Source organism: Streptomyces sp. NPDC031121, from assembly GCF_055570615.1.
Genome location: NZ_JBVIGV010000019.1, coordinates 16,446 through 36,576, shown reverse-complemented (window position 1 = coordinate 36,576; position 20,131 = coordinate 16,446). Strand labels below are relative to the sequence as shown.

Genomic DNA, 20,131 nt, shown 5'->3' with positions numbered 1-20,131 from the left:
CGGCCGTCAGGAGGACAGGAGGGCCGCCAGGACCGCCGCATGGCCGGAGTCCGGATCGCGGACCGCGGTCAGCAGGGTCAGCGGGCCCCGCTCCGCCAACCCCCGCAGCCGGTCCAGTTCCGCGGCGGGCTCCGGTTCCGCCAGTTCCGCCTCGTACCGCTCGCGGAACTCCTCCGCGGAGACGCCGCCCGCGTGGTACCGCCTGCGGAGTTCCGCGGACGGGGTGACCGCCTTCGGCCACTCGTCCACCGCCGCGTCCGCCTTCGCCAGGCCGCGCGGCCACAGCCGGTCCACCAGCACCCGCACGCCGTCCGCCTCCGGCTCCGGAGGGTCGTAGACGCGCCGCACCCGCACCGCCGCCCGTGCCATCAGCGTCCTCCTCCGAGCCCCTTGACCTCGTCCCACACCGCCGGGTCCAGCACGCCCAGCCGGCCCCGGAACTCCCACACCCACACCTCCGCCGGACGGTCCGCCTCCAGGTACCCCACCCGGCCCGGCGTCACCCCGACCGTCCCCGGCGGCAGCGGGATCACCCCGGCCCGCCGGTCGTCGTACTTCCCGGTGATCCACGCGACGCGCGCCCGGTGCGCCCGTACCGGCCGGGACGCCAGCACCAGGCACGGCCGCCCGTCCGCCAGACACCACAGCTCGCCCGGCTGCGGCTGCGGCGCCGGCCCCCGGCCGTGCGGCGGCGGCGCCCGCCGGCCGGCGCCCGGCCGGACCTCCGCGACCAGCACCAGCAGCAGCACGGCCACGACCGCCGCGGCCGCCGGCCACCAGGACGTGTCCATAAGTCCGACGGTAGTCGCGCCCGCAGGCCCCGGCACGGCCGTGCACCGCCGGCGCGCCGCCCCGCCCGGCAACTCCCGGGCCCCGCTTCGCTCTGCCGGGTGACAGCACAGGTGATTCCCCCCACAACGGCCCGCCGCGGAGGAGCGACCCGACGTTTCGCGCCTTACGCTCGACCCACGCACGGCCCGCACTCCGTCCACGGACCGTCCCGGAGGTTGTCACTCCATGAAGCTCACCGTCGTCGGCTGCTCGGGGTCGTTCCCGTCCGCGGAATCGGCCTGCTCGAGCTACCTCGTCGAGGCCGACGGCTTCCGGCTGCTCCTCGACATGGGCAACGGCGCCCTCGGCGAGCTGCAGCGCCACTGCGGCCTGTACGACCTCGACGCGATCTTCCTCAGCCACCTGCACGCCGACCACTGCATCGACATGTGCGCGTACTTCGTGGCCCGCTACTACCGGCACGAGGGCGGGCGCTGCGGCCCCCTCCCCGTGTACGGCCCGGAAGGCACCGAGAAGCGCCTGACGACCGCGTACGACGACGTCCCCGACGAGCGCTCGATGAGCGAGGTCTTCGACTTCCGCACCCTGAAGCCCGGCGCCTTCGAGATCGGCCCGTTCCAGGTCCGCACCGAGCGGGTCAGCCATCCCGTGGAGGCCTACGGCATCCGCGTCGAGCACGGCGGCCGCTCGCTGGCGTACTCGGGCGACACCGGGGTCTGCGCGGAACTGGGGGCGCTCGCGGAGGGCGTCGACCTGTTCCTGTGCGAGGCGTCGTTCACGCACGGCAAGGAGGACATCCCCGACCTCCACCTCAACGGCCGCGAGGCGGGCGAGTGCGCACGCGACGGCCGCGTCGGAAGGCTCGTCCTCACCCACATCCCGCCGTGGACGGACGCCCGCCAGAACCTCGCCGACGCCCGCGCGGTCTACGGCGGCCCGGTCGACCTGGCGTACGCGGGCGCCGTGTACGAGGTCTGAGAACCCCCGCCGCCCGCGCCTACGGCGAAGCCCCCGCCCTCCCTTCCGGGGAGAGCGGGGGCTTCGGCGGTTTCCGGCTGCGGCGGCCCCTACTTGGCCTCGGCCTTCTGCAGCTCGGCGAGCTCCTCGTCGGACTCGCGGCCCGGTGTCGGCAGGTTCCACTTGGTGATCGCGAAGCGGAAGATCACGTAGTAGACGACCGCGAAGCACAGGCCGACGAGCGCCAGGCCCCACGGGTTCGTGGCCTTGCCCAGGTTCAGCCCGAAGTCGATGGCGCCGGCGGAGAAGCCGAAGCCGTCCTTCATGCCGAGCGCCCAGGTCAGCGCCATCGAGACACCGGTCAGCACCGCGTGCACCGCGTACAGCACCGGGGCGATGAACATGAACGTGAACTCGATCGGCTCCGTCACACCGGTGACGAAGGAGGTCAGCGCGAGGGAGAGCATCATGCCGCCGACGACCTTGCGGCGCTCGGGCCGGGCGCAGTGGACGATGGCGAGGCAGGCCGCCGGCAGGGCGAACATCATGATCGGGAAGAAGCCGGTCATGAACTGGCCGGCGGTCGGGTCGCCCTCGAGGAAGCGGGCGATGTCGCCGCTCTTGCCGTTGTACTCGCCCGCCTGGAACCACGGGAAGGAGTTCAGCAGGTGGTGCATGCCGATCGGGATCAGCGCGCGGTTGGCGACACCGAAGATACCCGCGCCGACGGCGCCGGAGCCCACGAGCCACTCGCTGAAGCTGTGCAGACCGGTGCCGAGGACGGGCCAGATGAGGCCGAAGACGATGCCGATCACCAGGCCGGCGAACGCGGAGAGGATCGGCACCAGGCGGCGTCCGCCGAAGAAGCCCGCCCACTCCGGCAGCTTCGTCCGGTAGAACTTCTGGTAGATCAGGGCGACCACGATGCCCATCACGACACCGCCGAGCACCTTGGCGTCGACCGGGGCGTCGGTGTGCACGATCTTGCCGTCGACGACTTCGGCGACCTTCGGCAGGCTGGGATCGGTGAACTTGGCCAGCACGTTCTTGAAGACCAGGTAGCCGGTCACTGCGGCCAGCGCCGTCGAGCCGTCGGACTTCTTCGCGTAACCGATCGCGATGCCGACGGCGAACAGCAGCGCCATGTTGGTGAGGATGGCGCCACCGCCGGCCGACATGTAACCGGCGATCTTGGTGACGAAGTCCGGGAACGAGGGGTCGCCGAGCATGTCCTTGTCGCCGAGGCGGACGAGCAGCGCGGCTGCCGGCAGTACCGCGACGGGGAGCATGAGGCTGCGGCCGATGCGCTGCATGACAGCCATCGCGCCGGCGCCCTTCTTCTTCTCGGCCGCGGGGGCGGCAGCCGTGGTCACAACTTCCTCCAGGGGCAAGGCGCCGCCAGAGGAGCACAGGGGGACGGCGGCGTCTTCGTTGGGGTGACGCGGACTCCCGATGGACCCGCGTGGTCTACACCAATGCGTGGTGTAGACCAGTTGTAGCACGGTCGGGGATAGATAAGGAACCTTCGATTTTCTGTGGCCTGCGCCACATTCCACACCCGTGCACCCATCCCCGGGAGCACCCCCTCCCGCGCGCCCTCCCGCGACCCGGATCCGGGCAAGCGGAAGGCCCCCGGACCGAGGTCCGAGGGCCTGCGCCGACCGGCGGCGAAAGGGCGTCGGGGCGCGGCCAGGGGGTGTTGCGAAAGTCCCGCACGGCGCCCACGGCGCCCGGCACGCACTCTCGCCGCACCGGCCGAAGCCCCGAGTACGCCCAGTACGAGGGCCTTCGGCCGGCACGCCGAGAGCACGCACCGGGCACCGCGGGCGCCGCACAGGAACTTCGCGACACCCCCTAGGCCTTCGTGTTGTCGGCCTGCATCGCCGCGATCTCCTCGTCCGACTCCCGGCCCGGCGTCGGGATGTCGAACCTGGTGATCGCGAAGCGGAAGACCGCGTAGTACACCGCGGCGAACCCCAGCCCGATCGGGACGATGAGCCACGGCTTAGTCGCCAGACCCCAGTTGATGATGTAGTCGATCAACCCCGCCGAGAAGCTGAACCCGTCCTTCACGCCCAGCGCCCACGTCACCGCCATCGACACGCCCGTCAGCAGCGCGTGGACCGCGTACAGCGCCGGCGCCACGAACAGGAACGAGTACTCCAGCGGCTCCGTGATCCCCGTGACGAACGACGTCAGCGCCACCGACAGCATCAGCCCGCCCACCTCCTTGCGGCGCTGCGGCTTCGCGCAGTGCGTGATCGCCAGCGCCGCGGCCGGCAGCGCGAACATCATGATCGGGAAGAAGCCCGTGAGGAACAGGCCCGCGTCCGGGTCCCCGTTCAGGAACATGTTGATGTCGCCGTGCACCGTCTTCCCGTCCGGCGTCGTGTAGCTGCCGAACTGGAACCACATCGGCACGTTCAGGAACTGGTGCAGCCCGATCACCAGCAGCGCGCGGTTCGCCACCCCGAAGATCCCGCCGCCCCACGCCCCCAGCCCCGTCAGCCAGTCCGAGAAGCTCTCCAGCCCCGCCCCGACCGCCGGCCACACCCACAGGCACAGCCCCGCGAACCCGATCGCCACGAACGACATCACGATCGGCACCAGCCGGCGCCCGTTGAAGAAGCCCAGCCAGTCCACCAGCTTCACCCGGTGGTACCGCTGCCAGAACCAGGCCGACAGCAGGCCCATCACGATTCCGCCGAACACCCCCGGGTTCTGGTATGAGAACTCCACGAACGTGTTGTTGTCGTCGGTGAGGCAGCCCGTCCCCACCACCCGCGTCCCCTCCGGGCAGTCGTTCGGGAACGCCCGCAGCACCCCCCGGTACACCAGGAAGCCCGCCACCGCCGCCAGCGCCGTCGAGCCGTCCGCCTTCTTGGCCATCCCGATCGCCACACCGACACAGAACAGCAGCGGCAGCCCCAGCTCCGGATTGAGCAGCGCCCCGCCTGCCCCGGCCATGACCTTCGCCACCACGTCCCAGTCCAACCCGTCCGGCCCGAACACGTCGTTCTGGCCCAGCCGGGTCAGGATCCCCGCCGCGGGCAGCACCGCGATCGGCAGCTGCAGACTCCGCCCCATCTTCTGCAGCCCCTGGAACAGGCCGCTCCGCCAGTGCCGCCGCGGCGCTGCCGCCGCGCTGCCGTTCGCGCTCATCGGCTTCCTCCCTCGCGGGCCCGTTTGGGCCCGTGCGGTCCGTGCGGCACACTGGTGTAGACCACTTCGGGTGCGGTCGCATACGCCCCCGCCCGGAGGGCAGGTTGCTGCTGATCGTCATCATTCGGCAGACGCAGGAACCGCGCTCGCGAAACTGGGCCAACAGTGGGCTACCGTGACGAAACGGTTCCCGCGGCCCGCCCGGAACCGCCGAGACCGTTCTTCGGAAAACAGGGAGAAACGTATGGCCACCAAGGCTGAGAAGATCGTCGCCGGGCTCGGCGGCATCGACAACATCGAAGAAGTCGAAGGCTGCATCACCCGCCTGCGCACCGAGGTCAACGACCCCGAACTCGTCGACGAAGCCGCCCTCAAGGCCGCCGGCGCCCACGGCGTCGTCAAGATGGGCACCGCCGTCCAGGTCGTCATCGGCACCGACGCCGACCCCATCGCCGCCGAAATCGAAGACATGATGTGACCTGAGCGCACCGCGTCACCACCACGCCGGACCCCGTCATCCGCAACCGCCGCGACGGGGTCTTCGCGTACCGCCGCACCCACTAGGCTCGACGCCATGTCTCGCATCGACGGCCGAACGCCCGAACAGCTCCGCCCCGTCACCATCGAACGCGGATGGAGCAAGCACGCCGAGGGCTCCGTCCTCATCTCCTTCGGAGACACCAAGGTCTTCTGCACCGCCTCCTTCACCGAAGGTGTCCCCCGCTGGCGCAAGGGCAGCGGCGAAGGCTGGGTCACCTCCGAATACTCGATGCTGCCCCGCTCCACCAACACCCGCGGAGACCGCGAATCCGTCCGCGGCAAGATCGGCGGCCGCACCCACGAGATCTCCCGCCTCATCGGCCGCTCCCTGCGCGCCGTCATCGACTACAAGGCGCTCGGCGAGAACACCGTCGTGCTCGACTGCGACGTCCTCCAGGCCGACGGCGGCACCCGTACCGCCGCCATCACCGGCGCCTACGTCGCCCTCGCCGACGCCGTCGCCTGGGGCCAGTCCAAGAAGCTCATCAAGGCCGGCCGCAAGCCCCTCACCGGCACCGTCGCCGCCGTCAGCGTCGGCATCGTCGACGGCGTGCCCCTCCTCGACCTCTGCTACGAGGAAGACGTCCGCGCCGAGACCGACATGAACGTCGTCTGCACCGGCGACGGCCGCTTCGTCGAGGTCCAGGGCACCGCCGAAGGCGAACCCTTCGACCGCAAGGAACTCAACGCCCTCCTCGACCTCGCCGCAGGCGGCTGCGCCGACCTCGAAGCCATCCAGCGCACCGCCCTCGGCCTCTGAGAACCACCGGACGCCCCGCGGCGTCCTCACCGGTACGGGCGCACGGTCTCACAGCCGTGCGCCCGTCCACATCCCCGCCCGCAGCCGACCGACCGGACGCACGACCTCGTGAGGGAACACGCATGAAGCTCCGCATAGCCGCCGCGGCGGCGGCCGTCGCACTCGCCATCCCGGCCCTGACCGCCTGCGACGCCATCTCCACCGCCATGGACTGCGCCAACACCGCCGTCGCCATCACCGAAGGCGTCGGCGACCTCCAGCAGGCCGTCTCCAACGCCGGCAACAGCCCGCAGGACGCCCAGAACGCCCTCAACAAGATCGACGAGAACCTGAAGAAGATCGGCGACCAGACCGACAACACCGACCTCGGCGCCGCCCTCGACTCCATGAACAAGGCCGTCCAGAGCGTCCGCACCTCCCTGCAGAGCGGCAACACCACCCCCGACGTCACCCCCGTCGCGGACGCCGCCAAGGAGATCTCCAAGGTCTGCACCCCGGGCTGAACCCCGCAGGCGGGACCTGCCCGGACGGAATAATGGGCGCCATGACCTCGACGCCCCCGCGCCTCATCCTGGCCACCCGCAACCAGGGCAAAGTCTCCGAACTGCGCGCCATCCTGTCCGACGCCGGCCTGCCCTACGAGCTGGTCGGCGCGGACGCGTACCCCGACGTCCCCGACGTCAAGGAGACCGGCGTCACCTTCGCCGAGAACGCCCTCCTCAAGGCGCACGCCCTGGCCCTCGCCACCGGCCTGCCCGCCATCGCCGACGACTCCGGCCTCTGCGTCGACGTCCTCGGCGGCGCCCCCGGCATCTTCTCCGCCCGCTGGGCCGGCCGCCACGGCGACGACAAGGCCAACCTCGACCTGCTCCTCGCCCAGCTCGCCGACATCGCCGACGGGCACCGCGGCGCCCACTTCGCCTGCGCGGCCGCCCTCGCCCTGCCCGACGGCACCGAAGCCGTCGTCGAGGGCCGCCTCACCGGCACCCTCCGCCACGCCCCGGCCGGCAGCGGCGGCTTCGGCTACGACCCGATCCTCCAGCCGCTCGGCGAGACCCGCACCTGCGCCGAGATGACTCCGGCCGAGAAGAACGCGATGTCCCACCGCGGCCAGGCCTTCCGCGCCCTGATCCCGGCGATCCGCGACCTGCTGGGCTGAGGCCGGTGATGCAGCGAAGACCCTGTACGCGGCTGCGTACAGGGCCTTCTGCGTACCTGTGCGGTTGGGGGGACTCGAACCCCCACGGGTTTTACCCCACTGGGACCTAAACCCAGCGTGACTGCCAATTCCACCACAACCGCGACATCTTGCCCAATGCGGACATCGCGTCAGCCTGGGCTGCGCCCAGTCTAACGGGGCGGAGTTCGCGGAGGTGAGGGACTTCCGAGGGTGGGGCCGTCAGATACCCAGGTCCTTGATGATCTTCGCTACGTGGCCCGTGGCCTTGACGTTGTACAGGGCGCGCTCGACCTTGCCCTCCTCGTCCACGACGACCGTCGAGCGGATGACCCCGGTCACCGTCTTGCCGTACAGCTTCTTCTCGCCGAACGCGCCGTACGCCTCCAGCACCTTCTTGTCGGGGTCGCCGACGAGGGTGACCTTCAGGTTCTCCTTCTCGCGGAACTTCGCGAGCTTCTCCGGCTTGTCCGGGGACACGCCGATCACGTCGTAGCCGGCTCCGGCCAGCAGTTCCAGGTTGTCCGTGAAGTCGCAGGCCTGCTTGGTGCAGCCCGGGGTGAGGGCCGCCGGGTAGAAGTAGACGATCACCTTGCGGCCGAGGCGGTCGGCGAGCGAGACGTCGTTGCCGTCCGCGTCGGGCAGGGTGAAGGCGGGGGCGGTGTCGCCCGGCTGGAGTCGCTCGCTCATCTCGACAGTCTCCTCGGGAGGTGGATCGCTACGTGACGAGACTAAGCTGACAGACTGTCCACGGCGGATCACGCCCCCCATGGGACAGGACCACGACGACGGAGGCAGCGCGGTGCCGGAAGCCAGGACCCCCGCACAGATCGAGGCGGACATCGTCCGCCGCCGCGAGCAGCTCGCCGAGACGCTCGACGAGATCGGCGTGCGCATGCACCCGAAGACGATCGTCGGGGACGCGAAGGCCAGGGTCGCCTCCACGGTCGACGAGACGGCCGGGCGGGCCGTCGTGGCGGTGAACCGGGTGTGGACGGACGTCAGGGACGGCCTGCGGAACGAGGACGGTACACCGCGGATCGAGCGGCTGGTGCCGGTCGCGCTGGTGGCCGTCGGCGTGGTCGGCCTGCTGGTGGTGTCGGCGCGCCGCCGCCGCTGACCACCCCTGCGGCGGACAGGCCGGGCCCGGGCGGGTAGGTTCGTGACGTGAGCGACGACACCAACACCACCACCCACGACAAGCTGCCCATCCGCATGCTGCACGACCGCGTGCTCGTGAAGTCCGACAAGCCCGAGGGCGAGCGGCGCTCGGGCGGCGGCATCCTGATTCCGGCGACGGCGGCCGTGGGCAAGCGGCTGGCCTGGGCCGAGGTGGTCGCGGTCGGGCAGAGCGTGCGCAGCGTGGAGCCGGGTGACCGGGTGCTGTACGACCCCGAGGACCGGGCCGAGGTCGAGGTGCGGGGTGCGACGTACGTGCTGATGCGTGAGCGCGATCTGCATGCCGTGGCCGCGGAGCGTCTGGAGGGGGCGGAGGACTCCACCGGTCTGTATCTCTGAGCCGACTTGGGCGTGTGGGGGCCGGTGGCCGAGGTCACCGGCCCTTTTGCGTGCGTTTTGCTACGGTGGGCGGTGAACCCGACGAGACGCGCCGTACCGGGCAGGAAAAGACGACGCACCTGTTCCGCTCCCGTCTCGGAGGTGCCTGTCATGGCCTGGGTTCTTCTCGTTGTCGCCGGTCTGCTGGAGGTCGGCTGGTCGGTCGGCATGAAGTTCACGGACGGGTTCACCCGGCTGTGGCCGAGTGTGTTCACCGGCGCGGGCATCGTGGCGAGCATGCTGCTGCTGTCGTACGCGGCCCGGAGCCTGCCGATCGGTACGGCGTACGGGGTGTGGGTGGGTATCGGTGCCGCGGGCGCGGCGGTGCTGGGGATGGCGGTGCTGGGGGAGCCGGTGACGGCCTCCCGGATCTTCTTCATCGTGCTGCTGCTGGTGGCGGTGGTGGGGCTGAAGGCGACGTCGGGGCACTGAGCGGGCCCGGGGGCGCTGTTCCCGGCGGGCCCGCGGGGCGTCATTCCGGGTACTCCGAGGGCGGACGGGGCCGGTAGGGGCCGGGGCCGCCGGGGGTGTCCCGGGCGGTGCGCTGTCCGCCGGTGGCGCCGCGGAACAGGCCGCCGATCCCGCCGGGGCCGGTGGGGCCGCCGCGGGTGTCGGGGGCGGGGGCGCCGGTGTCGCCGCGGTTGCCGCCCGGGGTCTGCCCGTCCTGGCCCGGGTTGCCCTGCTCGCGGCCGTCCTCCTCGGGGCCGCCGGTGGGCGGGCCGGGCCGGCTGGGCGGTGCGGTGGGTTCGGGGCCGGTGGGCTCGCCGGGCGGCGGGGGCGTGTCGGGCTGCGGCGGGGGTGGCGGGGAGGGGGCCGAGCCGGGCTGGAGGTCGAGGTCGAAGTCGACGGGGTCGGTGCCTTCGAGGGCGGTCCGGGTGTACTGGGCCCAGATGCGGGCGGGGTAGCCGCCACCGCCGATGCGGGCCTCGCCGAGGGCGCCGTACAGGGATTGCGGGGTGCCGGTGTCGGGGTCCTGGCCCATCATCGCGACGACGGTGACGAGGGTGGGGGTGTAGGCGGCGAACCAGGCGGAGCGGTCCTCCTCGGCGGTGCCGGTCTTGCCCGCGGCGGGGTGTCCGGCGGCGAGGGCGGCGGTGCCGGTGCCGTTGTCGACGACGCTGAGCAGCATCGAGGTGGTGGTGTCGGCGGCTTCGCGGCTGATGGCCTGTTCGGGGGTGCGGTCGGGCAGCTCCAGGGTGTCGCCGCCCTTGGTGATCTTCTCGATGAAGGTGTGCGGGGTGCGGCGGCCGTGGTCGGCGAGGGTGGCGTAGGCCTGGGCCATGTCGAGGACGCTGGCCTGGAGGGTGCCGAGGGCCATGGCGGGGCCGGCGGTGAAGTTGGGGGTGTTCTCGGGGATGCCGAGGGCGATCGCGGTCTTCTTGACGTTGTCGGTGCCGACGTCGACGACCATCTGCGCGAAGACGGTGTTGACGGAGAGGTCGGTGGCGGTGGTGACGGTGATGTCGCCGTACGACTGCCGGCCCTCGTTCTCGGGGGCGTAGGAGACGCGGGTGCCGGTGACAGGGCGCTTGTTGTCGCCGTTGTAGACGGTGTGGGGGGTGATGGGGCGGCCGTCCTGGGTGCGGGAGCGGTTCTCGACGGCGGCGGCGAACACGAACGGTTTGAAGGTCGAGGCCACCTGGTGGTCGTGGCGGGTGGCGTTGTTGACGTACTGGCGGGTGTAGTCGACGCCGCCGTACATGGCGAGGACCCTGCCGGTGGCGGGGTCGACGGAGACGCCGCCGGTCCGGACGAAGCGGTCGACGGGGCGGGCGGCGGGGTCGAGGCGGGTGAGCATGCGGTCGTTGACCGCTTCGACGAGGTCGGCCTGCCTGCGGCGGTCGATGGTGGTGGTGATGCGGTAGCCGCCCGCGGAGAGGGTCTTCTCGTCGAGGATGCCGCGTTCGGTGATGTGGTCCTTCACGGCTTCGACGAGGTAGCCGCGCTGCCCGGAGAGCCCGGCGGCGGGGCGGATGCGGCCCGGCTCGGGGAAGGTGGTCGCGGCTCGCTCTGCCGCGCTGAGCCATTCCTTCTTCACCATGCCGTCGAGGACGTAGTTCCAGCGGGCGAGGGCCCGCTCGCGGCTGCGGGGGTGGGTGACGACGTCGTAGGTGCTGGGGGAGTTGAGGAGGGTGGCGAGGTAGGCGCCCTCGGCGGTGGTGAGGCGGCCGACGTCCTTGCCGTAGTAGGCCTGGGCGGCGGCCTGGACGCCGTAGGCGTTGCGGCCGAAGTAGCTGGTGTTGAGGTAGCCCTCCAGGATGTACGCCTTGGACTTCTCGCGGCCGAGTTTGACCGCGATGAAGAACTCCTTGACCTTGCGTTCGATGGTCTGTTCCTGGCGCAGGTAGTAGTTCTTCACGTACTGCTGGGTGATGGTGGAGCCGGACTGGCGGCCCTTGCCGGTGAGGGTGTTCCAGGCGGCGCGGAGCATGGCCTTGGGGTCGACGGCCCGCTCGGTGTGGAAGTCCCGGTCCTCGGCGGCGAGTACGGCCTCCTGCACCGTCCGGGGGATCTGCGAGAGCGGGACGTTGACGCGGTTCACCTCGCCGTCGCGGGCGAGTTGGGTGCCGTCGGAGTAGAGGTAGACGTTCGACTGGGCGGTCGCGGCGGCGTTGGCGGGCGGGATGTCGACGAGGAGGTAGCCGGCGGTGAGGGCGCCGCCGAGGAGCAGCGCGAGCGCCAGCAGGGTGCCCAGGGCGAGGCGCCGGCCGGGGACCAGGCGGCGCCATCCGGTCCGCTTGTGCCGGCCCTTGCGGTCCGGGGCTGCGGCGCCGGTGTACGGGGGCGTGCCGGGGCGGTGGGGGGTGTCGGGGTCGCGAGGGGGCCAGCCCGGTGGTGGTGACGGGTCGCTCATCGCCAGGACTCCTCGTGGCCGTTCGAAACATCCATGTCCGTACCGAAAAAAGGTGTCTACCTGATGGCCGGTCGTTCCGAGCGGGACGGGCGTAAACCGGTCGCAGTGGTTCGCCCCTCCGCACTAAGCTCGCGCGTCTTTGGCCGATGCGGGTACGACGTGGCAACGACGTGGGAAAACGGAGGGATACGGTGCGCCTGCGGACGGGGCGAAGAGCGGGGCTGTACCTGGCCGTTGCGGCAGGCGGCTTCCGGCGGTACGCGGCGTACGGGGTGGCGACGGCGGCGGGCGTGTTCACGAACACGGTCTTCGGGTTCATCGTCGCCTGTACGTACCTGGCGCTGTGGGCCGAGCGGCCGGGGCTCGGCGGCTACGACCAGGGGCAGGCGCTGGCGTTCGTGTGGGTGAGCCAGTCGATGCTGGCCGCGTGCGCGCTGCTGGGCGGCGGCTTCCAGGAGGAGGTGCAGGAGCGGATCCGGACCGGGGACATCGCGGTCGACCTGTACCGGCCGGCGGACCTCCAGCTGTGGTGGCTCGCCGCCGACTTGGGGCGGGCGGCGTTCCAGTTGCTGGGGCGGGGGGTGGTGCCGCTGGTGGCGGGTGCGCTGGTGTTCCCGCTGGCGCTGCCGGCGGATCCGCTGCGCTGGCTGCTGTTCCTGGGGTCGGTGCTGCTGGCGCTGGTGGTGAGCTTCGCGCTGCGGTGGCTGCTGGCGCTGTCGGCGTTCTGGCTGCTGGACGGGTCGGGGGTCAACCTGGTGGCCGTGGTCGCCTCGGTGTTCTTCTCCGGGATGCTGCTGCCGCTGACGGTGTTCCCGGGCGGCTTCGGGGAGTTGGTGCGGGTGCTGCCGTGGGCGGCGATCCTCCAGGTGCCGCTGGACGTGCTGCTGGGGCGGCACACGGGGGCCGCGGAGGTGCTGCGGGCGCTGGGCTTCCAGGCGGTGTGGGCGCTGGTGCTGCTGGGGGTGGGGCGGCTGGTGCAGTCGGCCGCGACGCGGAAGGTGGTGGTCCAGGGTGGCTGAGGAGGTCCTCGCCGAGGAGGTCCTCGTACGGGGCGGGGAGCGGCGGGAGCGGCGGGAGCGGCGGGCGGCCGGTGCGGGTGCGGCCGGGTGGCGGGGGCGGGCCGGCGCGGGGCTGCGCGGGTACCGGCTGATCGCCGGGATGTGGATCCGGTCGACGATGGCGTACCGGGCGTCGTTCGCCCTGGCGTTGTGCGGGAACGCGGCGACCACGTTCCTCGACTTCGTGGCGATCTCCATCATGTTCACGCACGTGGAGGCGCTGGGCGGTTTCACACTGCCCGAGACGGCCCTGCTGTACGGGACCGCGTCGGCCTCCCTCGGGCTGGCCGACCTGCTGCTCGGCAGCAGCGACCGGGTCGGATCCCGGATCCGGGACGGCTCGCTGGACACGATGCTGGTGCGGCCGGTGCCGGTGCTCGCGCAGGTCGCCGCGGACCGGTTCGCGCTGCGGCGGGCGGGTCGGGTCGTACAGGGGCTGGCCGTGCTGGGGTGGGCGGTGGCGCGGCTGGAGGTGGAGTGGACGGCCGCGAAGGTGCTGCTGCTGCCGGTGGCGGTGACGGCCGGGGCGGCGATCTTCGCGGCGGTGCTGGTGGCCGGGGCGGCGTTCCAGTTCGCCGCGGGCGATGCGGCGGAGGTGCAGAACTCCTTCACGTACGGCGGGAACACGATGCTCCAGTACCCGCCGACGGTGTTCGCGAAGGATCTGCTGCGGGGCGTGACGTTCGTCGTCCCGCTGGCCTTCGTCAACTGGCTGCCCGCGCTGTACGTGCTGGGGCGGCCGGATCCGCTGGGGCTGCCGGACTGGGCGGCCTTCGCGAGCCCGGCGGTGGCGCTGGCGCTGTTCGTCCCCGCGTCGCTGGCGTGGCGCGCGGGGCTTCGTTCGTACCGGAGCACGGGGAGCTGAGGGACGTGGACGTGGACGCGGGTGCAGGTGCGGGCGGCGGGCCGGACATGCTGATCGAGCTGGACGCGGTGGAGAAGGTGTTCGGCGTACGGCGCCGGGCCGGCCTGCTGCGCCGGGAGAAACGGCAGGTCAGGGCCGTGGACGGGATCAGTTTCGAGGTGGCGCGGGGCGAGGTGGTCGGCTACATCGGGCCCAACGGGGCGGGCAAGTCGACGACGGTGAAGATGCTGACGGGCATCCTCACCCCGAGCGCGGGCCGGCTCCGGGTCGCCGGGATCGACCCGGCGCGGGAGCGGATGCGGCTCGCGCACCGCATCGGGGTGGTCTTCGGGCAGCGCACCACGCTGTGGTGGGACCTGCCGCTGAAGGACAGCTACGGGCTGATGCGGAGGCTGTACCGGATCCCGCGGGCGCGGTTCGCGGAGAACCTGGAGCGCTGCGTGGAGCGGCTGGACCTCGGGCCGCTGCTGGACGTGCCGGTGCGGCAGCTGTCGCTGGGGCAGCGGATGCGCGGGGACATCGCGGCGGCGCTGCTGCACGACCCGGACGTGCTGTACCTGGACGAGCCGACGATCGGGCTGGACGTGGTCAGCAAGGCGAAGGTGCGGGAGTTCCTGCGGCAGTTGAACGCCGAGCGCGGCACGACGGTGCTGCTGACGACGCACGACCTCCAGGACATCGAGCAGCTGTGCGGGCGGGTGATGGTGATCGACCACGGTCGGCTGGTGTACGACGGGACGCCGGCCGGGCTGCATGCGGCCGGGGCCGCGGGGGAGAGCGAGCGGATGCTCGTCCTGCACCTGGAGCGTGAGCTTCCGGCGGTGTGCGTGGAGGGTGCGCGGGTGGTGAAGGTGGAGGGGCCGCGGCAGTGGCTGGCGTTCCCGGCGGGGGCGTCGGCGGCGCCGCTGGTGGCGGAGGTCGCGGCGCGGTACCCGCTGTCGGACCTGTCGGTGCGCGAGCCGGACATCGAGGACGTGATCGCGCGCATGTACGCGGGACGGGGCTGAGGGGGCCCGGGGCGGTCGGGGCGGTCCCCGGCAGGGGATGGGGGGTGGAAGCTGCTACATGTTTTCTAGTCATTGATAGTCACCTCTAGTCGGCTATGTTGCGTACGTTGGTCTTGTGAAGCTTTCGGAGTGGGCCCGTCAGCAGGGCGTGAGCTACCAGACGGCGTGGCGGTGGGTGAAGGACGGGAAGATGCCCGTGCCGGTCCGTCAGGCGCCGTCCGGGACGTGGCTGGTCGATGAGCCTGCTCCGGCCACCGTCGTGGAGGCGGGGCGGGTGGTGGCGTACTGCCGCGTGTCGTCGGTCGACCAGAAAGCGGATCTTGACCGGCAGGTGGCCCGGGTCGTGGCCGGTGCGAACGGGCTGGGCCTGGCCGTCGCCGAGGTCGTGACCGAGGTCGGTTCCGGGTTGAACGGCCGGCGCCGGCAGCTGCACCGGGTGCTGTCCGACCCGCAGGCCGCGGTGATCGTGGTCGAGCACCGCGACCGGCTGGCCCACTTCGGTGTCGAGCACCTCGAAGCGGTCCTGTCGGCGTCCGGGCGGCGCCTGGTCGTCCTCGACCCTACCGAGACCGCCGACGACCTCGTACGGGACATCACCGAGGTGCTCACCTCCATGTGCGCCCGCCTGTACGGGAGCCGGGCCGCGAAGGACCGGGCCGCCCGCGCGGTGGCCGTGGCGACTGCCGCGGACGACGAGTGAAGAAGTTCCAGGCGCAGCCGGGGTTCCAGGTGCAGGCGTTCCGGTTCGCCCTGGACCCGAACGCCTCCCAGGAGGCAGCGCTGCGATCGCACTGCGGCGCCGCGCGCGCCGCCTACAACTGGGCCGTCGGCTGGGTGACCGCGTCGTGGTGGCAGCACCGGGCTGAGGAGTCCTACGGCGTCCCCGAGACCGGCCTGACCGCGTGGCGGCCGTGGTCGCTGCCCACCCTGCGGAAGGCGTTCAACGCCGCCAAGCACACCGACCCCCACTTCGCCGGGTGGTGGGAGGAGAACTCGAAAGAGGCGTACTCCACGGGGCTGGCGAACGCGTCGGCCGCGTTCGACAACTACGCGAAGTCCAAGCAGGGCAAGCGGCGCGGCAAGCGGATGGGCGTGCCCCGGTTCAAGTCGAAGCGGAAGGCGCCTTTGGCCTGCCGGTTCACCACCGGCACGATCCGCGTGGACGGTGACGGCCGGCATGTGACACTGCCGAGGCTGGGCACGATCCGTACCCACGAACCCACCGCCGGCCTCCACGCCCGCATCCAGGCCGGGACCGCCCGCGTCTTGTCCGCGACCGTGCGACACGAGCGGGGACGCTGGTTCGTGTCCTTCCAGGCCGAGATCAAGCGCGACCTGCAACGCGTCGCGCGCCCGGATGTGGCGGTCGGGATCGACCTTGGCGTGAAGACCCTCGCGGTCATGGCCGACAGCACGGGCGAGATCCGCACCGTCGCGAATCCCGGGCACTATGACGCCGTGCGCAAGCAGCTGCGCCGCGCCTGCCGGACCGTGTCCCGCCGGCAGGGCCCCGACCGCAGGACCGGACGCAAGCCGTCGAAGCGGTGGGAGAAAGCCAACGCCATCCGCAACCGCGTGCATCACCGGGTGGCGAACCTCCGCGAGGACGTGCTGCACAAGCTGACCACGGCCGTGGCGGCCGAGTACGGCACGATCGTGGTCGAGGACCTCAATGTCGCCGGGATGCTCCGCAACCGGCGCTTGGCCCGGCGCATCGCCGACGTCGGATTCGGTGAGATCCGCCGTCAGCTCGCCTACAAGACCCGCCGGCGCCACGCCACCCGCCTCGTGGTTGCAGACCGCTGGTACCCCTCCTCCAAGACCTGTTCCGGGTGCGGCGCGGTGAAAGCCAAGCTGCCGCTGCACGTCCGGACCTACGAATGCGACGCCTGCAACCTGGTCATCGACCGGGACGACAACGCCGCACTCAACCTCGCCCCTCTCGCGGCGGCCTGCACCACTGGTACCGGAGTGGCCGGAGACCAGGACACCGCCCCGGCGGCGTCGAAGCCTCGTGGAGCCGACCGTAAGACCCGCGCCACCACCCGCAGCCGCAAGGCCACGGGTGGGCGGGCAGGTGGCGCAACCCTGCCGCACCAGCGGCAGCAGGAAACGAGAGACCGTACTCAAGCCGAAGCCCTCACACTTTGGTGATGTGACGGACCTTCCGGGCCGGAATGCCCGGAATGCTGAGACCTGACCACGGCCTCAGCAACGGATGAATCAGGGTACGGGCCCGGGGTGGAGGCGGGGTTGAACCCGTACACCTGCGGGCCGCCCGCTGCTTAGGCTGGCCCCATGACTGACGAGGGGCAGCACCAGGGGCCGCAGAAGCCGTTGCCGGAACTCCGGGCGTCGGACGCCGACCGGGACCGCGTCGTGGAGCGTCTGCGCGACGCGCTCGCCGAGGGCCGGCTCGACATGGAGGAATTCGAGGAGCGGCTGGAGTCGGCGTACAAGTCGCGCACGTACGCCCAGCTGGAGACCCTGACCCGGGACCTCCCCGCCGCCGGAGCCGCCCCCGCGGGCGTCGCCGCGGCCGGGGCGGCCGCCGCGCCGGCCGGCTCCTGGGCGGGGCGGATCGGCGGCGGGGGGCCGGCGGCGTCGTCCGCGACGGCGGTCGCGGTCATGTCTGGGTTCCAGCGCCGCGGGAACTGGACCGTGCCGGGCCGCTTCAACGCGGTGGCGTTCTGGGGCGGCGGGGAGCTGGACCTGCGCGAGGCGCACTTCGCGGAGCGCGAGGTGGTGATCAACTGCGTCGCGATCATGGGCGGTATCGAGATCACCGTCCCTCCGGGCGTGGACGTCGACGTCCGGGGCATCGGCATTATGGGCGCCTTCGACCAGCGGCACAGCCCCGGGCCGGTGGCGCCGGGCGCCCCCCGCGTGGTCGTGACGGGGCTGGCGTTCTGGGGCGGCGTCGACATCAAGGTGAAGGCGCCGAAATCCTGGCCGGGCCTCGAAGGGGGCCCCGACCTGCGCAAGGAGCTGTGAGGACGGCGCGCCGGGAACTCGCCGGGCGTGCCGGGAGTCGGATGCTTTGAGACAAGACCGGCACCCGGGAGAAGGCAGGAGCTTGTGGACGAACGCACCACCGCCGGGGGCCCCGAGCCGGGCGCGGACGACGGCCGGGCCCCGAGCCGGACCGCCGTCCTGCGCGGTGGCAGCGGCGGCCGCCCGGCCCCGGCCCCCGGCGGCTTCGTGTTCAGCGAGGCCGACGAGGAGCGCCGGCGCGGCGTACGGCGTATGAAGGCGACCGCCACCGGGCTGCTCGTCCTGGTCGCGCTGGTGTACGTGCTCGCCACCTGGGCCGAGCACGCGGGCGCCGGCGCCTGGGCGGGGTACGTGCAGGCGGCCGCCGAGGCGGGCATGGTCGGCGCGCTCGCCGACTGGTTCGCGGTGACGGCGCTGTTCCGGCGGCCCCTCGGCCTGCCGATCCCGCACACCGCGATCATCCCGACGAAGAAGGACCAGCTGGGGGCGTCCCTCGGCGAGTTCGTCGGCGAGAACTTCCTCTCCGCGGACGTGGTGCGGGCGCGGCTGCACGCCGTCCGCATCGGCAGCCGGTTCGGCGCATGGCTCGCCGAGCCGGCGCACGCCGACCGGGTCACCGCCGAACTCGCCACCGCGCTGCGCGGGGCGCTCACGGTGCTGCGGGACTCCGACGTCCAGGCGGTCGTCGGCGAGGCGATCACCCGGCGGGCCGAGACGGCGGAGATCGCGCCGGGCATCGGCAAGACCCTGGAGCGGGTCGTCGCGGACGGCGGGCACCGGCGGGTCGTCGACCTCGTCTGCGCCAAGGCCCACGACTGGCTCGTCACGCACGCGGACTCCGTCATGGACGCCGTCCAGGGCGGCGCCCCCGGCTGGACCCCCCGGTTCGTCGACCGCAAGGTCGGCGAGCGGGTCTACAAGGAGCTGCTCCGCTTCCTGACGGAGATGCGGGACATGCCCGAGCACCCGGCGCGCGGAGCGGTGGACCGCTTCCTGCACGACTTCGCGGCCGACCTCCAGGCGGACACGGACACCCGGATGCGGGTGGAGCGCCTGAAGTCGGAGATCCTGGAGCGGGAGGAGATCCAGGACGTCATCGCCTCCGCGTGGACGGCGATCCGCGCGATGATCCTCTCGGCCGCGGAGGACGAGCAGAGCGAACTGCGGCTGCGGGTCCGCGCATCCCTGCTGTCGCTCGGCGCCCGCCTCGCCACCGACGGGCGCCTCCAGGACAAGCTGGAAGGCTGGATCGAAGGCGCGGTGGTCTACGTGGTCACCACATACCGGGCCGAGATCACCTCCCTGATCACGGACACGGTGGCCGGCTGGGACGCTGAACACACCTCCCGCAAAATCGAGGCCCACATCGGCCGCGACCTCCAGTTCATCCGCATCAACGGCACGGTGGTCGGCGCCCTGGCAGGCCTCCTGATCCACACGGCGACGCGGGCACTGGGGGCCTGAGGGGGCGGGCAGCCGGCGGGCCTTGGGGGCGTCCCGGCGCCCTTGGGGCGCCCAGGCGCCCTGGGGCGTCCCGGCGCCTTGGGGCGTCCCCGCACCTTGGGGGCCCGGCGGCTTGGGGCGTCCCCGGGCCGGGGCGGCGGGCGGGCCCGGGCCCGGGGCCCGGGCGGCGCGCAGGGCGTCCGGCCGCGGCCCGCCCGGACACGGGGGCGGGGTGCGCCCCCGGTGGGGCCGGGCGTGCGCCGGGGCGGCGGCGGCGGGCCCCGGCCCCTGACCTCGGGCCCGCGGGGCCGCCTACGGCCGCTGCCCGGGCCCCGGCCCGGCCCGGGCCCGTCCCTGCAGGGGCCCGCCCCCTTCCGCCCGGGCAGGTCTGCCGGCGCCAGCACCCCGTACCTGGCCGCCGCCATCGCCTTGGTTACGGCCCCTGCGCTTGCCCGGGCCCCTGCCCTGCCCGCGTCACGTCCCTGCCGGGGCCCCGGCCCTGCCTGGGCCCCGGCCCTGCCTGGGCCCCTGCCTTGCCTGGGCCCCTGCCTTGCCCGGGCCCCTGCCTTGCCCGGGCCCCTGCCTTGCCCGGGCCCCTGCCCTGCCCGCGTCACGTGCCTGCCTGGGTCACGTGCCTTGCCCGGGTCCCTGCCCTGCCCGAGCCACGTTCTTGCCCGGGCCCGGCCCGGGCCGAGCCGGGCCCCCGCCCGGGCAGCGCTGCCAGCGCCGGCACCCCGGTGCCTGGCCGCCGCCGCCGCCTTGGTTGGGGCCCCTGCCCTGACCGCGGCTCCTGCTCGGGTCACGGCTGCTTCGCTGGTCAGGGGCCGCTGCCCTGACTACGCGAGGGGCCCGCCACGCTCAACCCCGGCGCCCAGCCGCCTGGGCGGCCGCTGTGGTTGCCGCCGGTCGCCGCAGGCGGGGTCCGGGCGGAGCCCGGGGAACGGTGGAAGGGCGGGGCGGGGAGT

General features: G+C 72.5%; 21 protein-coding genes, 1 tRNA gene and 1 riboswitch. Of the genes, 15 read left to right on the top strand and 7 right to left on the bottom strand.

Annotated elements, in window-relative coordinates; genetic code table 11:
- Positions 1 to 6: 6 nt before the first annotated feature.
- Together ACZ462_RS29345 and ACZ462_RS29340 are read right to left on the bottom strand one after the other, a co-directional pair.
- Complete coding sequence (locus ACZ462_RS29345; RefSeq protein ID WP_467809306.1) at positions 7 to 369, bottom strand: DUF488 domain-containing protein; 363 nt, start codon at positions 367 to 369, stop codon at positions 7 to 9.
- Complete coding sequence (locus tag ACZ462_RS29340) at positions 369 to 791, bottom strand: hypothetical protein (RefSeq protein ID WP_467809307.1); 423 nt, start codon at positions 789 to 791, stop codon at positions 369 to 371. Before ACZ462_RS29340 ends, ACZ462_RS29345 begins: the two co-directional genes overlap by 1 nt.
- Positions 792 to 1,017: 226 nt before the next feature.
- Between ACZ462_RS29340 and ACZ462_RS29335 the strand changes: the two genes are divergently transcribed.
- Positions 1,018 to 1,770, top strand: a complete 753-nt coding sequence (locus ACZ462_RS29335; RefSeq protein WP_467809308.1) for an MBL fold metallo-hydrolase — start codon at positions 1,018 to 1,020, stop codon at positions 1,768 to 1,770.
- Between the two features lie 89 nt (positions 1,771 to 1,859).
- On the opposite strand, the gene ACZ462_RS29330 is transcribed toward ACZ462_RS29335, so the two are convergent.
- The gene (locus ACZ462_RS29330; RefSeq protein ID WP_467809338.1) at positions 1,860 to 3,071 is read right to left on the bottom strand and encodes a PTS transporter subunit EIIC; all 1,212 of its coding nucleotides are present in this window, start codon (positions 3,069 to 3,071) and stop codon (positions 1,860 to 1,862) included.
- Between the two features lie 532 nt (positions 3,072 to 3,603).
- Positions 3,604 to 4,911, bottom strand: coding sequence for a PTS transporter subunit EIIC (locus tag ACZ462_RS29325; protein ID WP_467809309.1), 1,308 nt, complete (start codon positions 4,909 to 4,911; stop codon positions 3,604 to 3,606).
- Positions 4,912 to 4,981: 70 nt separating this feature from the next.
- Between ACZ462_RS29325 and ACZ462_RS29320 the strand changes: the two genes are divergently transcribed.
- The 4 genes from ACZ462_RS29320 to rdgB all read left to right on the top strand — a co-directional run bounded on the left by ACZ462_RS29320 (position 4,982) and on the right by rdgB (position 7,370).
- Positions 4,982 to 5,389: a PTS sugar transporter subunit IIB gene (locus tag ACZ462_RS29320; RefSeq protein ID WP_467882593.1), complete on the top strand. Its 408-nt coding sequence runs from the start codon at positions 4,982 to 4,984 to the stop codon at positions 5,387 to 5,389.
- A 96-nt stretch (positions 5,390 to 5,485) separates the two neighbouring features.
- Positions 5,486 to 6,211: a ribonuclease PH gene (rph, locus tag ACZ462_RS29315; protein WP_125547799.1), complete on the top strand. Its 726-nt coding sequence runs from the start codon at positions 5,486 to 5,488 to the stop codon at positions 6,209 to 6,211.
- A gap of 122 nt (positions 6,212 to 6,333) precedes the next feature.
- Positions 6,334 to 6,714 carry a hypothetical protein gene (locus tag ACZ462_RS29310; protein ID WP_467809311.1) on the top strand — a complete coding sequence of 127 codons (381 nt, stop codon included), beginning with the start codon at positions 6,334 to 6,336 and terminating at the stop codon, positions 6,712 to 6,714.
- 41 nt (positions 6,715 to 6,755) lie between these two features.
- Positions 6,756 to 7,370 carry an RdgB/HAM1 family non-canonical purine NTP pyrophosphatase gene (gene rdgB, locus ACZ462_RS29305; RefSeq protein ID WP_467809312.1) on the top strand — a complete coding sequence of 205 codons (615 nt, stop codon included), beginning with the start codon at positions 6,756 to 6,758 and terminating at the stop codon, positions 7,368 to 7,370.
- A gap of 59 nt (positions 7,371 to 7,429) precedes the next feature.
- On the opposite strand, the gene ACZ462_RS29300 is transcribed toward rdgB, so the two are convergent.
- Positions 7,430 to 7,513, bottom strand: a tRNA-Leu gene (locus ACZ462_RS29300).
- Positions 7,514 to 7,610: 97 nt separating this feature from the next.
- Positions 7,611 to 8,078, bottom strand: coding sequence for a thioredoxin-dependent thiol peroxidase (gene bcp / locus ACZ462_RS29295; RefSeq protein ID WP_467809313.1), 468 nt, complete (start codon positions 8,076 to 8,078; stop codon positions 7,611 to 7,613).
- A gap of 79 nt (positions 8,079 to 8,157) precedes the next feature.
- On the opposite strand from bcp, the gene ACZ462_RS29290 reads away from it, so the two are divergent.
- The 3 genes from ACZ462_RS29290 (at position 8,158) to ACZ462_RS29280 (ending at position 9,377) form a co-directional block, all read left to right on the top strand.
- Positions 8,158 to 8,508, top strand: coding sequence for a DUF3618 domain-containing protein (locus ACZ462_RS29290; RefSeq protein WP_467809314.1), 351 nt, complete (start codon positions 8,158 to 8,160; stop codon positions 8,506 to 8,508).
- Between the two features lie 95 nt (positions 8,509 to 8,603).
- Entirely contained in the window at positions 8,604 to 8,906 is a 303-nt protein-coding gene (locus ACZ462_RS29285; protein WP_467809339.1) for a GroES family chaperonin, read from the top strand.
- A gap of 54 nt (positions 8,907 to 8,960) precedes the next feature.
- A riboswitch (guanidine-III (ykkC-III) riboswitch) is annotated at positions 8,961 to 9,026 on the top strand.
- A 30-nt stretch (positions 9,027 to 9,056) separates the two neighbouring features.
- Positions 9,057 to 9,377, top strand: coding sequence for a DMT family transporter (locus tag ACZ462_RS29280; RefSeq protein WP_125547788.1), 321 nt, complete (start codon positions 9,057 to 9,059; stop codon positions 9,375 to 9,377).
- 40 nt (positions 9,378 to 9,417) lie between these two features.
- Here ACZ462_RS29280 and ACZ462_RS29275 read toward each other — a convergent pair whose 3' ends face one another.
- Positions 9,418 to 11,799, bottom strand: a complete 2,382-nt coding sequence (locus tag ACZ462_RS29275) for a transglycosylase domain-containing protein (protein ID WP_467809315.1) — start codon at positions 11,797 to 11,799, stop codon at positions 9,418 to 9,420.
- Between the two features lie 191 nt (positions 11,800 to 11,990).
- Between ACZ462_RS29275 and ACZ462_RS29270 the strand changes: the two genes are divergently transcribed.
- The 7 genes from ACZ462_RS29270 (at position 11,991) to ACZ462_RS29240 (ending at position 19,187) form a co-directional block, all read left to right on the top strand.
- Positions 11,991 to 12,818 carry an ABC transporter permease gene (locus ACZ462_RS29270; RefSeq protein WP_467809316.1) on the top strand — a complete coding sequence of 276 codons (828 nt, stop codon included), beginning with the start codon at positions 11,991 to 11,993 and terminating at the stop codon, positions 12,816 to 12,818.
- Positions 12,819 to 12,957: 139 nt separating this feature from the next.
- Entirely contained in the window at positions 12,958 to 13,722 is a 765-nt protein-coding gene (locus ACZ462_RS29265) for an ABC transporter permease (protein ID WP_467809340.1), read from the top strand.
- Positions 13,723 to 13,769: 47 nt separating this feature from the next.
- Positions 13,770 to 14,729 (top strand): ABC transporter ATP-binding protein, encoded by a 960-nt coding sequence (locus tag ACZ462_RS29260; RefSeq protein WP_467809341.1) that lies wholly within the window; start codon positions 13,770 to 13,772, stop codon positions 14,727 to 14,729.
- 115 nt (positions 14,730 to 14,844) lie between these two features.
- A complete protein-coding gene (locus tag ACZ462_RS29255; RefSeq protein WP_467809317.1) occupies positions 14,845 to 15,429 on the top strand; it encodes an IS607 family transposase in 585 nt (194 codons plus the stop codon).
- Positions 15,426 to 16,883, top strand: coding sequence for an IS607 family element RNA-guided endonuclease TnpB (tnpB, locus tag ACZ462_RS29250; protein ID WP_467809318.1), 1,458 nt, complete (start codon positions 15,426 to 15,428; stop codon positions 16,881 to 16,883). Before ACZ462_RS29255 ends, tnpB begins: the two co-directional genes overlap by 4 nt.
- A gap of 144 nt (positions 16,884 to 17,027) precedes the next feature.
- Complete coding sequence (locus ACZ462_RS29245; RefSeq protein WP_467809319.1) at positions 17,028 to 17,723, top strand: DUF1707 SHOCT-like domain-containing protein; 696 nt, start codon at positions 17,028 to 17,030, stop codon at positions 17,721 to 17,723.
- Between the two features lie 159 nt (positions 17,724 to 17,882).
- On the top strand, positions 17,883 to 19,187 hold the full coding sequence (locus ACZ462_RS29240) for a DUF445 domain-containing protein (RefSeq protein ID WP_467809342.1): 1,305 nt from the start codon (positions 17,883 to 17,885) through the stop codon (positions 19,185 to 19,187).
- Positions 19,188 to 20,131 lie beyond the last annotated feature (944 nt).